Source organism: Ereboglobus sp. PH5-10, assembly GCF_029504735.1.
In the GTDB taxonomy this organism is placed as follows: Bacteria; Verrucomicrobiota; Verrucomicrobiia; order Opitutales; family Opitutaceae; genus Ereboglobus.
Genome location: NZ_JAQFIP010000024.1, coordinates 1 through 13,170, shown reverse-complemented (window position 1 = coordinate 13,170; position 13,170 = coordinate 1). Strand labels below are relative to the sequence as shown.

The window sequence follows — 13,170 nt, the reverse complement described above, 5'->3', positions numbered from 1 at the left end:
GCAGTGGGTGGCGAGTAGAAACGAGTGCGGCGTCATGCGCCGTCAGGCCGGGCCGGAGGGAGGCGTTTCCGGTGGGATAATCACTTTTTCCAGCTTGTCGCGGAGGGCTTTGAGGCGGGGGGCTTCGATGGCGGTTTCGCGGCTGGTGTTTTTAATGTAGAAGGTGTCGATGGCAATGCCGCGCTCGGTGCCGATGCGCGCAAAGGTGATGCCGAAGCCGTGATCGGAAATTGCCTTGGCCAGAAGGTAGAGCAGGCCGATTTGGTCGCGGGCCTGGATTTCCACGATGGTGCGTTGCATCGAGCGTTCGTTGTAAACGTCGATGAGGGGAGGGAAGGTGTTTTGGAGGCTGCCGACGAGGGCGGCGTGCGGGGCGACGCGCTTGGCTTGCGCAAGGATGTCGGGATAGAGGTCGCGGTTGGCGCCGAAGGCTTGGTCGACGTTTTTGGCAAAGATATCCCGCGCGGCCTGGTTTTGCACGACCCCGCCGCCGGGCTCGGTGATGTAGAAGGTGTCGATCGCGACGCGGTCGGTGCGGGAGGTGACCTTGGCGCCGAGGATGTTGACGCCGGCGACGCTGAGGGCGCCGGCAAGTTTGTAGAAGAGCCCGGCACGGTCCCGGGTGACGACGTTGACGATGGTGAAGGCGCGGTTGAGGTCGTTGCGCCATTCGATGACGGGGCGGAGGGGTGCGGGGGATTCGGCGGCGCTGGTCGAATTGAGGAGCTGGTTGACCATGCGCACATGGAGCGCGATTTCGGCGGTGTCGGACTGGATGAAATAGCGTTCGGGAAGGCGGTTGAAGTGCTCGTTGATTTCGTCGTCGGGGATGCCCGGGATTTTTTCGGAGAGGAGCTGCTTGAGCTTCATTTGCTTGCGTTCCGAGTTGCGGGCGGCGATGGCGGCGGTGTCGTGCATCAGGCGTTCGCTCGTGGCCCGGTAGAGGGTGGTGTGGAGCGCGTCTTTGTAGCCGTTCCAGAGTTCGGCGCTGGTGCTGCGCGAGTCGCAGAAGGTGTGCACGTAGAGATAGCGGAGGTTGTCGGCGGTCTGGACGGCCCCGGCAAAGGCGGCGGCGGTTTGAGGGTCGTCAACGTCGCGTTTCTGCCAGAAGCGCGCCATGGCGAGGTGGTTTTTGACGATGAATATAATCGTAGGGCGGAGCGAGGCGTCCACTTGCAATCGTTCGAGGACTGGGCCGGCCATGAGCGCGCCGTTTTCGGCGTGGCCCTTGACGCCGTCGGCCTTGCCGATGTCGTGCAAGAGAAGGATGAGGTAGAGGAGCGAGGGGGCGGGGGTTTCGTGGAGGGCGGTGAGGTATTTGCCGGTGAAATCCTCCTCGCGCAGGAAGATGCGGTCGAGTTCGCGGATGGCGTTGAGGGTGTGGATGTCGGCGGTGTAGCGGTGGTAGTATTCGTGCTGGACGAGGCAGGTGAGGGTGTCGAATTCGGGGAGGTAGCGTCCGAGGACTCCGAGCTCGTGCATGAGGGCGAGGGTGGGGTGGACGTTGCCGACGGTGTGCATGATGGCGCGGAAGCTGGCGGCGCAGTCGGGCGAGTTGATGACGCGGCGGTTGATCAGGGGCAGGTTGTCGCGAATGAGGGTTTGGAGGGTGAAGTCGGGCTGGATGCCGAGTTGCTGGGCGTAACGAAAGACGCGGATGAGGCGCTCGGGGCTCTCGCGAAAGACGCCGGGGTGCCCGGCGGTGAGCTCGTTGCCGCGCTGAATGAAGCCGTCGACATGCTGCGTTTTTTGGTGGCGGGTGAGGCGGAGCGAGTCGCGGAGCGAAAGGGCGGGGGAGGGGCCGGCGGTCGCGCCGGTTTTGATGGGGTCGGCGGTGAGCGAGAGGCGGTGCTCGATGTATTTGGCGACGCGGTAGATGGTTTGCGCGGCGCGGTAATAATCGTGCATGAACTGCTCGACGCGGGCGAGCTCGTCGTGGTTGGCGTAACCGAGGCCGAGGGCGATGCGGGGTTGTTGTTCGAGGTCGAGGAGGTCGGTGGGGTGCCGGGAGTTGAAGTGGAGCTCGTTGCGCACGCGCATGAGGAAATCGTAGGCGCGCTTGAAGTCGCGGAGCTGGTTGCGCCGCAGGTAACCTTCGTCGACGAGGTCGTTGACGTTGCGCAGGCCGAGTTTGACGTGGGCGAGCCAGAGGACCGAGTGGAAGTCGCGGAGTCCGCCGACGCCGTTTTTGATGTCGGGTTCCTGAAGGAAAACGGTGTCGCCGTATTTGGCGCGGCGGATGGTCTGGTTTTTGAGACGGGAGGCGATGTAGGAGAGCGTGCCCTCGTTGCGGTAGAAATTCTCGTAGGCGGTGAAGAAGTTTTCGAAAAGAATGTCGGAGCCGGCGATGAAGCGGGCCTCGAGCAGGGCGGTTTTTGTCTGGATGTCGGCGCGGGCCTCGGCGAAGGCGTCGTCGGTGGTGCGCGATGAGTGGCCGACTTTCAGGCCGCAATCCCAAAGGGTGTAGAGGATGTCATCGACGAGATGCTGCTGGAAGTCCTTGAGGTCGTCGAGACGGGCGTTCGAGGGGTAAAGGAACATGATGTCGATGTCGCTCAGCGGGCTGAGCTGGGCGCGTCCGTAACCGCCGAGCGCGACGAGGGCGACCTCCGGCGCGGGGGTGCCGGGGCGGCTGCGTTTCCATGCCGCGATGGCGTAATCAAAAAGATGCGCGAGCATGACGTCGATCGTGGCGGCGCGCGCGTGGGCGACGGCGACGCCGGATTCGCCCGCCTCGTGGCGCATGCGCATCATGGCGTTTTCGAGGCGCAGGAATGTTTTGCACGCGGCGAGTCGCTGCTCCGCGGGGACATCGGCGCCGGAGTCGGCGAAGTTGAGGCGTCCGAGCGCGTGTTTGCGGATGCGCGTGCTGAGGGCTGTGAGTGGCGATGCGTGCACGGTGTGCTGTGTTGATGTGGGGGCAGCTTGCGGAAAACGCGGGGAAAAACCAATGCAAAGTGACGGGCGGGCCGCCTTGACGGGTTTCTTCCGCCCGCCTCGGGGACATGCGCGCGGCTTCGCCTCGCGGTGTTGGTTTCATCGCGCGTGCTTCGCAATATTCCGTCCGCCTCTCCGTCTTTTGCCCGAAAAGAATAAATCTTATTCGCAAATGGTGTTATTTTTCGTTTTGGGAAATTTCCTTCAGAAATTTTTTGGCGCTGCTGTTTCCTAGGTTTTTGACGGCGGCGATGATTGCGTCCCTGGCTTCCTGGGTTTGGGCGGTTTTCCAAAGTTTGCGGTAGGCCTTGACCTTGTCGTTGGCGTGGATGGCGAGGTGATCGACGGTGTCGATCGCGCCGCGCTGGGCGAGGAGGCGCTCGGATTCGCCGGGGGCGGCGGTGATGCGCTCGAGGAGGAGTTCGTAGGCGGTTTCGCCGCGCGCGCTGCTAAGGGCGCGAATGGTTTCCTTGCGCGCGTCGATGTCGGGCGAGGTGAGCATGGAGTGGAGCACGGCCTTGGCCTCGGGCGCGTCGATCATGGTGAGCGCGGCAATGAGCGCGGCGCGGTCGGCGGGCTTGGCGGCGTTGAGTTGTTTTTCGATGAGCGCGACCGCTTCGGCGGGCGCGGGATGAATGGCGGCGCTGGTGTAGAGCGCCTTCGTCCACTCGCGTCGGTCGGCGGGGCGCTTGATGTATTCGGAAAGAGCGATGATTTCTGGAAAATCGCCGGGGCGGACGAGGAGCGCGACGGCTTCGAAGGCGGCGGCGCGGAGGGTGGCTTGGGCGTCTCCTTCACGCTCTAGACGACCAAGGGCTTCGCGAGCGGTGGTGCGGATAGGGTCGAATTCAATATTGCCTAGGGCTTGTATGAAAACGTCGCGGTATTGGCGATGGGCGAGGATGAGGAGGTTTTGAGGTAATGAAGGTGCCCAATGTTTCTTTTTGGAATTAATATCGCGAAATTCATAAAGCTCTTTGTGGAGTTCGATATTGGTCTTGCCGTCGCAATCGGGGAGTTGAGTGAGGGCGGTGAAGGCGGCGGAGGAAATGTCCTTGTTTTTGGATAAGAGTAGTAAAAAAAGTTTTCCTACGGTTTTTTCGTTTCCGCAAGCGCCAGCGGCAGCGATGGCGGCGAGTTGCGCGTCAAGATTTTCGGAGGCGAGCGCAAGGTCGATGAGCGGAAGCGCGACGGGCGACGGGTTGGTGACGAGCGAGCGCATCATGCGGGATAGGGTGTCGGCGGGGATGTCGGCGAAGCGCGTGGTCAGGATTTTTATGGCATCGCTATTGCCGGATGTGGCCATGCCGATGGCGATGATGTTGCGCAGGCGCGGATCGGCATCGATGGGGAATTGGAAGAGTGCGGGGTTAACGGGGTCGAGTGTGACGAGGGCTTGGGCGGTTTCGATGCGGGCGACGGGGGCGGTGGTCGTGCCGAGAATTTCGGCGTAGATTTTTATGGCTTGTGCACGGAGTGAATCGGTTTGTTCGGCGGGAGCGCGGCGAAGGGCGTTGTCCGTTGCGGCGAGGAGGGCGCGGATGCGGGGGAGGGTTTGTGGATCATCAAGTGTGTAGTCGCGCAGTGTTTGAATGGTTTCGATGCCGCTGCTATTGGCAAATGCTTCAAGGGCGGCGATTGAATATAAGGTTGTGGAGACGTTTGCATTTTCTGCGAGTGCGTCTGGGCAGTAGGATGGGCGGCGTTGACCATACGCATTGGCGGCTTCGACGCGTGTGAATTCAGTGTTATCTTGATTCAAAAGTGAAGAGAGCACGCTGTTTGCGTTGGGAGTGTTAAGAGCTGCGAGTGCGCTGATGGCGGCGTGGGCGAGATAGGGATCTTTCGCGGCGGCGGTGAGCGTGGGAATGGATTTTTCGGTGCCGATCCAACCGAGCCAGTTTAAGAAAACGCGCTTGGCGGCGGCGGTGGTTTCGGAAAGTTGAATGAGCGCGATGAGTTGGCGTTCCACGTTGTCGCGCACAACGGGTGCGGGCTTTCCACTTCGGATCGTTCTTTCGACAGCGAGTTGCTGCGCCAAGGGATCGCCATATTCGTAGTGGGAAAGCTGTTCGAAGATATAGTTGATGCCGGTAGGCCGGCAAAGGATCGCCAAATCTTGCAGTGTGGTTTTGTCGTCCGGCGCGAGGGCGGGTTTGGGTTGGGTTTTGAGTTTGGCGCTGGGGACGGCGTCGGCTTCGAGGTCGCCGAGGGCGTATTGGATGCCGTCGAGGAGGTGTTGCAGGATTTGCGGGACTTCAAAAATGTTTTTGTTGTGGCCGAGCGAGGTGTAGAAGACGCGGCCTTTGCCCTCCGTTTTCAGCCAACTGATTCCGAAGTCGTTGTCGTCGCGGACGATTTTGTTGGCGGGGCGTTTGTTTTCCTCGCGGCTCATGTCGAGGCTGAGGAGGACGCGCTGTTTTTCGCGGCTGTAGGGGCCGACGTGCTGGTAGATTTCCTCGGTGATCCAGAAGCCGCGTTTTTCAAAGGCGGTGTTGAGGATGTGTCCGGGGTCGTCGTTTTTCACGGCGACGGTGTCCCTCGCGACCCAGGGGTGGCTGTGGAAAACGCCGCCCATGAGCGCCTGGCCCTCGGGCCACGTGGGGAAGTTGTCGGAGCCGGCGTGGATGCCGATCATGCCCTTGCCGTTGCGCACGAAGTCGAGAAGCGCCCGGCGGTGGACGGGGTTTTCGAACTTGAGCCGGCTGGTGTTGTTGAAGAGGACTGCGTCGTAGGCGGCGAGCGCGGCGGGCTCGAATTGTGCCATGTCGTCGCTGAAGGTGACGGTGTAGGCGCCGGTCAGCTCGCCCATGAGCTTGAGCGCGTGGTTGGCGTTGGGGATCGATTTGTGGACAAAACCCTCGGTGCGGTAAAAGACGAGGAGCTTGCGCGGGCGTTGCGGTTTGGCGCGCGCGTCCTCGGGGATCGCGGCGAAGATTGCGGATGTTTCCTGCGGGGTGAGTGGCGGAAATTGTTCTCCCGGCTTCGCCGGGAGAAAGAGTGAAGAGTGAAGGGTAAAGAGCGAAAGTAGGAGGGCGCGGGGGAGGCGGTGTTTCATTTTTAGGAAATAGGACTAATGGGACGGGATATGACCGATGGGACAGGTAGGACTGATGAGGCGCGGGATTTTTAGGCGGGGAAGACCCACGGGGCGCGGTAAACTTTTTTGAGGAAGGCGTTGGCGTCGGGGGCGTTGATGGCGCGCTCGGTTTTCAGGTCGATGTCGAGGCTGGCGCGGCCGGAGCGGAAGGCGGCGTTGGCGAGGATGCCCGCGCCGACCGCCGCGTGCGAGCTGATGACGGGGCAGCGGGGTTCGCCGCCGTGGAGCGCGCAGTCGATAAAGTTGTCCATGTGGCCACGCACGCCGCGGGCGAGGGGATTTTTCCACGGGGGAATGATGACGCGCTCCAGCGCGCGCGTGCTGTGCGTGATGCGTCCGCGTGTGACGTGGATCGCGCCTTCCTCGCCCTCGATCGTGACGCCGAGGCGGTTTTTGTCGCAGAGGTTGATGACGGTGCCGTTGGCGTAGTGGGCGTCGAAGTTGTAGGTCCAGGCGGTGTTGAAGAGCGCGCGGCCTTCGATGAAGGTGGCGCGGGCGTTGCGGATGGCGACGGGGAGCTGGTTTTCGACGCCGGTGGCGAGCATGGCGATGTCGTGGTGGTGGCCGATCCAGTCGGTGAGGCGTCCGCCGGAGAAGGCGAAGTTGTGCCGCCAGTAGTAATGCGTGCCCTGCTCGAAATAGGGGCGGTAGGGCGCGGGGCCGAGCCAGAGTTCGTAGTCGAGCTCGGGCGGGACGGGTTGCGGGCGCGGGGCGTCGGGGTTCTTGGGGAGCGTGGCCCCGGCGGGGAGGCCGACTTTGACTGAGGTGATTTTGCCAAGATAACCGCCGCGCGCGAGGGCGATGGCGCGCTGGAATTCCGCCCAGGAGCGTTGCATGGAGCCGATCTGGCAGGCGACTCCGGCGCGGGCGACGGCGTTGATCATGGCGCGGGATTCGTCGAGCGTGGTGGCGGCGGGTTTTTCGCAGAAGATGTGTTTTCCGGCGCGGGCGGCGTGGATGGCGTGGAGGGCGTGCCAGTGGTCGGGGCTGCCGATGAGCACGGCGTCGATGTCGGGGCGCGCGAGGAGTTCGCGGTGGTCGCGGTAAACGGTGCAGTCGTTGTTGGCGTAGGCGGTGTTGACGCGGTCGCGGGCGATTTCGGCGTGCTTGCTGTCGACGTCGCACACGGCGACGACTTGCGCGAGCGGGCTGGCGAGCGCCTGCCCCATGATGTTGCGGCCCTGTCCGCCGGCGCCGATGACGCCGATGGCGAGGCGCGAATTCGCGGCGGCGCGGGTGGCGGGTTGCGCGCGGATGATTTGAGGAAGCGCGGCGGCGGTGGCGCCGGTGGCGGCGAGGGTTTTGAGGAAATGGCGGCGGTGCATTGGGTTTGGGATTTTGGGTTCTCGATTTTGGATTGGGGCGCTGCCGCGCCGATGCGATGATGAAAGCCTGACGACGCGCGGATCAAACCAGCTTGCGCGGGTTTTTAAAATCCAAAATCGAAAATTCAAAATCCCAAATCAACTCACTCGTAACGAAGCGCGTCGATGGGGTCGAGCTGGGCGGCTTTCATGGCGGGGAAAAATCCGAAGGCGATGCCGACGCCCGCGCTGATGAGGAAGGAGAACGCCACCCACTCGGTCGGGATCACCATGAGCCAGCCCTTGTAGTGCGCGAGGAATTGCGAGGCGCCGATGCCGCATGCGATGCCGATGCCGCCGCCGAGCACGCTCAGCACGATCGCCTCGGTGAGGAATTGCAGGAGCACGTCCTTGCCGTGCGCGCCGATGGCGAGGCGAATGCCGATTTCGCGGGTGCGCTCGGTCACGGAGACGAGCATGATGTTCATGATGCCGATGCCGCCGACAAGGAGCGAGACGAGCGCGATGCCGGTGAGCAGCCATGAGAGGGATTCGTTGGTGGCGTTGCGGGCCTTGGCAATTTCCTCCTGGTTGCGAACGGTGTAATCCGGCTCGCGTCCGCCGCGGCGTTGCTGGAGGAGGTCGCCGACCTCGGCTTGCACGCGGTCGAGGATGTCGGCGCTGGCGGCCTGAATCATGATTTGGTTTATGCGGTCGCGGCGGATGATTCGCTTCATCGCGGTGGTGTAGGGGACCATGATGAAGTCGTCCTGGTCCTGGCCGTAGGCGTTGAAGCCCTTGCTCGCCATGACGCCGACGATGCGCAGCGGAATGTTGCGCGCGCGGATGTTTTGGCCGACGGGATCGAGCCCGGGGTAAAGCTGGTCGGCGACGGTCTTGCCAATGACGCAGACCTTGGCGTTGGTGCGCAAATCCTGCTCGCTGAAAAAATCGCCTTCCGCAACGGACCAGGAGCGAATGGCGGCGTAGTCGGCGGAGACGCCTTGCGCGGAGGTGTTCCAGTTGAGGCCGCCGGCGATGACTTGCACGCGGTCGCGGGTTTCGGGGCTGGTGCCGGTTACGCCGGCGATTTCCTGCTTGATGGCGATGGTGTCCTCGATTGTGAGGGAGCTCGCGGTGTTCCAGCCTCCGCGCACGCCGCCGGTGGTGAGGACGCCGGGGATGACCGTGATGAGGTTGTCGCCGAGGCCGGCGATTTGCGCCTCGACTTGCGCCTTGGTGCCGCTGCCCATGGCGACGACGGTGATGACGGCACCGACGCCGATGATCATGCCAAGCGCGGTGAGCATGGAGCGCATGAGGTTGCGCCGAAGCGCGCGGAGGGCGATGACGATGGTTGAAAATATTCTCATGTGTGCGGGTGCGGTTTGTTGTTTTAGAGCGGCGCGGCGGGGCGGGTTAATTTTGGATTTTGGATTCTGGATTTTGGATTGGGGCGCTGCCGCGCCGTTGGGGATGTTTGCGACGAAGTGTTTTTTGTGAGGCCACCATGATTGCGACGAGTTCGCCGGCTTCTTTGCGCAGTGGGGCGAGTTTTTTGACGGTCATGACTTCGTGCGCACCGGCCATGTCGAGCCAATATTCGGTTTCGTCGGCTTCCTCTTCAACGATTGCGAGTTTCGAGAACATTTCGGCGGTTGATCGGGATCGGCAGGCAGCACGATAATTTGCGCCGACCGATGTGCCGGCGCGTCCGAGTTGATTGGCGATGATTCGCCCGGAATTTGTCTGCGGCAATGCGTCCACGACTTTGAGCATCCGAAGCGCGAACTGGCGTGTGCGGGTTTTGAGCTCCTGTTCGTTCATTGAGGAAAATGTTTGCGATGCTTTCGAGTGTCGCTTGCTCAATCCAAAATCGAGAATCTAAAATCCAAAATTATTCTATTCCTCCCCGGTGAGTTTCGCCCGGGCCTCGGCTTCGGCGAGTTTGCGGAGCTCGGCTTCGGAATTCATGCGGGTCTCGACTTGGACGTCGCTGACGAGTTTGCCGTCGCGGAGGATGAGGTTGCGCTTGCAGTAGCGCGCGATGTCGAGTTCGTGCGTGACCATGAGGATCGTGATGCCCTGATCGTTGAGTTTTTGAAAAACGCCCATGACTTCGACGGAGGTCTTGGTGTCGAGGTTGCCGGTGGGTTCGTCGGCGAGGATGACTTGGGGGCGGTTGACGAGGGCGCGCGCGATGGCGACGCGTTGCTGCTGGCCGCCGGAGAGCTGGCTGGGATGGTGGTCGGCGCGCTGGGCGAGGCCGACGATTTCGAGCGCCTCCATGGCGCGCTGGCGCATCTCCTTCGACGAGGTGCGGTCGCGCTGGTAGAGCATGGGCAGCTCGACGTTTTCGACGGCGCTGGTGCGGGCGAGGAGGTTGAAGCCTTGGAATACGAAGCCGAGTTTGTGGTTGCGGATGTCGGCCCGGTCGTCGCGGTCAAGGTTGGCGACGTTGACGCCGTCGAGGTAATACTCGCCCGATGTGGGGCGGTCGAGGCAGCCGAGCGTGTTCATGAGTGTCGACTTGCCGGAGCCGGACGCGCCCATGAGCGCGACGAATTCCCCCGGGTAAATGTCGAGCGTGACCCCGCGCACGGCGTGGACCGCGATTTCGCCGGTGGTGTAGGTCTTGCGGATGTCGATGAGTTTTACAACGGGTTGCATGGGTGGAAAGGGCTGAAGAAGAGAAAGCCTGAAAACCTGAAAGCCTGAAGGCTGAAATCGGAACTTCGGTGGTGTGAAATTTGGGTGAGTTGGATGTTTTTTTCAGCCTTCAGGTCTTCAGAACTTCAGTCCTTCTCAGCGGAAGCGGCCGCCGCCGCCGAAGGGCGTGGCGTTGGAGGAGGATGCGGTTGTGCTGGTGGTGCCGGGGATGTAAACGCTGGTGATGATTTCCTCGCCCTCGGCGAGGCCGTCTATGATTTCGGTGCTGGAGCCGTCGCTGATGCCGAAGCGGGCGTTGACGGCTTCGAGCTTGAGGTCGGGCAATGGCGAGGCGATGCGGTAAACGGTGCGCTGGCTGACTGTCGCGCTTTCGCCGGGGCCGCTGCGGCGCTCCAGGTTGGAGAGCATGCGTTGGCTGAGGGTTATGTTGCGCTCGGCGGCGAGGGTCTTGAGTTTTTCAATGGCCTCGGTGGTGGCGGGCTGGCCCATGGTGATGCCGGCGTCCTGAAAGAGCGCGCGCATTTGCTCGCGGTTGCTGCCGCCGCGCTTGCTACGTTTTGAGGCGTCGCCTGACTGCTCGGATTTCTTTTTGCCGGCGGATTGTCCCGTCGTGGCGGCGCCTGCGGGGACGAGTCTTTCGGGGATGCGGGCGCGGAGCGCGGAGTTTGCGATTACGAGCACGTTGTCACGACGGGCGGTGATGATGTTGACGTTTGCCGTCATGCCCGGCTTGAGGCGAAGGTCGCGGTTGTCCACGTCGATGATTGTCGAATAGACGACGACGGACTGGGAGGTTTTCGGAAGGTTGCGGATTTGGGAAACCTTGCCGCGGAACTGCCGGCCGGGATAGGCGTCAACGGTGAAGAGCACTTCCTGGTCGTCGGCGATGCCGCCGATGTCGGCCTCGGAAACGTCGGCGCTGATTTCCAATTTCGTGAGGTCGTTGATGAGGGTGAAAAGGGTGGGGGCGTTGAGGCTGGCGGCGACGGTTTTGCCCACGTCGGTCTGGCGGTCGAGGACGATGCCGGTGATGGGCGAGGTGATTGTGCAGCGTTCAAGGTCGAGGCGGGCGGTTTCGACGTTTGCCTCCTGAATTTTGAGCTGGGCGTCGGCCTGTTCGAGCTGGGCGTTGGCCTGGTCGAGGTCGGCTTGCGAGACGAGGTTTTGCTGGAAGAGCTCGCGGGTGCGCTCGGTGTTGAGCCGCGTGAGGGTGTGACTGGCCTTGGTGTTGGCGAGCTGGGCCTCGGATTGGAGGAGCTTGGATTTGTAGGTGGCGGGGTCGATGAGGCAGAGGACGTCGCCCTCCTTCACGTGGTCGTTGTAATCGACATTGCGCGCGATGACCTTGCCGGAAATTTGCGAGGAGACATCGACGCTGGTGGGGGCTTGAAGCACGCCGGTGGCGGTGATGCTTTGGATGATGCTGCCACGGGTGACGGCGGTGGTTGAGATTTCGGGCGGTTTGGCGTCGGCTTTTTTCCAGTAATAGACGCCATAGGCGGCGCCTGCGGCGAGGATTAGAAGGACGAGGATTTTACCGAAGGGCTTGCTGGATTTTGCCATGTTTGAAAAAGCGCGTGGCGCGTGCGGGTTTTTTAGGTGAGGGAAAGTGTTGGTGCGGGCTGCCGTATGCAATGCGACCGGCTGAAAATGCCGGTCGCATTGCAAGAGACGCAAGTCCGATAAAAAAGTGACGGAGATTTTTTTATGTGATTTGGCCGGACGGGGAATGTCTGCGGGCGGGGTGCGCGGAGAACGGCGAGGGGCTGGCGAGGCGGGTTTGGTGTTTCGAGTGGCAGTGGCAATTCGCCAACCATTCTGCCTGGAACGGAGTCGCGCGCCTTTTAAATTTTCAAAAGGCACCAATCATGCCGGCAGCGGGCGGTAGGCGCCGCGGAGGGGGTGCTTGATGCCTTTTTTGAGGAAGACGCCGGTGATGGAGGCGGGGGTTTTGCGGATTTCCTCCGGCGTGCCGCTGGCAAGGAGTTCGCCGCCGTGGATGCCCGCCGCGGGGCCAAGGTCAATGATGCGGTCGGCGTGGCGCATGAGCTCGTCGTCGTGCTCGACCACGAGCAGCGTGTTGCCTTTGGCGCGGAGGGTTTCGAGCGTTTCGATGAGGCGGTCGTTGTCGCGGGCGTGCAGTCCTATGCTGGGTTCGTCGAGCACGTAGAGCACGCCGCTGAGGTTGCTGCCGAGTTGCGCGGCAAGGCGGATGCGTTGCGACTCGCCGCCGCTGAGCGTCTCGGTGGGGCGGTCGAGCGTGAGGTAGCCGAGCCCAACGTGGTCGAGGAAGCGGAGGCGTTCCTCGATTTGCGGGAGGATGTCCTGCGTGATGGCGCGGGTGCGGGCGTCGGTTTGGTCGAGCTGGCGAAGTTGCGCGAGGAGCGCGCCCGGCGTGAGGCGCAGGAGCGCGGGGAGGGAAAGTGAGGAATGGTGAAGAGTGAATGGTGAAGAGTGAAAATCGGACTTCGGAAAACGGGTGGTTTTCTTTGATTGGGCTGTCTTTTTTTCACTCTTCACCATTCTCAATTCACTATTCCGTGCGGTGAAGTGCAGCTTCACTGCGCGGGCTATGCGGTTGAGGCGTTCGCCGTGGCATCCGGGGCAGGGCTGGCCGTGGTCGCTTATGTCGTCCGAGTCGGAGATGCCGTAGGCGCGGAGTTGAAGCGCGATGTCGCGGTTTTCCTGCGTGTCGTTTTGCTGTTTGTCGAGCGCGAGCATCCATGGATAGATGCGTCCGTGGCCGCGACAGGCGGGGCACCATCCGCGGGGGGAGTTGATCGAGAAGTCCTTTGGGTCGAGTTCCGGGAATGTCTCGCCGGTGGCGGAATCGGTGCGCGTGGTCGAGAGCCAGGTGATGATTTTGTTGTCGTCTGTGAGGAGGAAGCAGGAGCCCTGGCCGAGGCGGAGGGCCTCGTCCAGGGAAGAGTGAAGGGTGAAGGGTGAAGGGTGAAAATCGGACGCAGGCGAGTGATGCGGACGTTGAATGGGCTGAGTGGTTTGTGTTTCATTTTTCACTCTTCGCTTTTCACTCTTCGAGGTGGTGGGGGGGGGGGGGGGGGGGGGGGCCGCCCCCCCCCCCCCGCGGGGGTGTTGTTGGTGGGGGGGTGTTGGTTTTTTTTTTGGGGGGTGTGGGTGGGGGGGGGGGGGGGGGGGTGG

The 13,170-nt window shown here is 62.3% G+C and carries 8 protein-coding genes; all 8 read right to left on the bottom strand.

Features of this window, described 5'->3' with window-relative positions; translation table 11 throughout:
* Positions 1-42 precede the first annotated feature (42 nt).
* Positions 43-2,898 carry a [protein-PII] uridylyltransferase gene (gene glnD / locus M2447_RS12835; protein ID WP_277558925.1) on the bottom strand — a complete coding sequence of 952 codons (2,856 nt, stop codon included), beginning with the start codon at positions 2,896-2,898 and terminating at the stop codon, positions 43-45.
* A gap of 217 nt (positions 2,899-3,115) precedes the next feature.
* On the bottom strand, positions 3,116-5,995 hold the full coding sequence (locus tag M2447_RS12830) for a ThuA domain-containing protein (RefSeq protein ID WP_277558924.1): 2,880 nt from the start codon (positions 5,993-5,995) through the stop codon (positions 3,116-3,118).
* Between the two features lie 71 nt (positions 5,996-6,066).
* Positions 6,067-7,362 (bottom strand): Gfo/Idh/MocA family oxidoreductase, encoded by a 1,296-nt coding sequence (locus M2447_RS12825; protein ID WP_277558922.1) that lies wholly within the window; start codon positions 7,360-7,362, stop codon positions 6,067-6,069.
* Between the two features lie 143 nt (positions 7,363-7,505).
* Positions 7,506-8,714: an ABC transporter permease gene (locus M2447_RS12820; RefSeq protein ID WP_277558921.1), complete on the bottom strand. Its 1,209-nt coding sequence runs from the start codon at positions 8,712-8,714 to the stop codon at positions 7,506-7,508.
* 46 nt (positions 8,715-8,760) lie between these two features.
* Complete coding sequence (locus tag M2447_RS12815; RefSeq protein ID WP_277558920.1) at positions 8,761-9,168, bottom strand: four helix bundle protein; 408 nt, start codon at positions 9,166-9,168, stop codon at positions 8,761-8,763.
* Between the two features lie 75 nt (positions 9,169-9,243).
* Positions 9,244-10,011, bottom strand: coding sequence for an ABC transporter ATP-binding protein (locus M2447_RS12810; RefSeq protein WP_277558919.1), 768 nt, complete (start codon positions 10,009-10,011; stop codon positions 9,244-9,246).
* A gap of 135 nt (positions 10,012-10,146) precedes the next feature.
* Positions 10,147-11,574 (bottom strand): efflux RND transporter periplasmic adaptor subunit, encoded by a 1,428-nt coding sequence (locus M2447_RS12805; protein ID WP_277558918.1) that lies wholly within the window; start codon positions 11,572-11,574, stop codon positions 10,147-10,149.
* 303 nt (positions 11,575-11,877) lie between these two features.
* On the bottom strand, positions 11,878-13,029 hold the full coding sequence (locus M2447_RS12800) for a hypothetical protein (protein WP_277558917.1): 1,152 nt from the start codon (positions 13,027-13,029) through the stop codon (positions 11,878-11,880).
* Positions 13,030-13,170 lie beyond the last annotated feature (141 nt).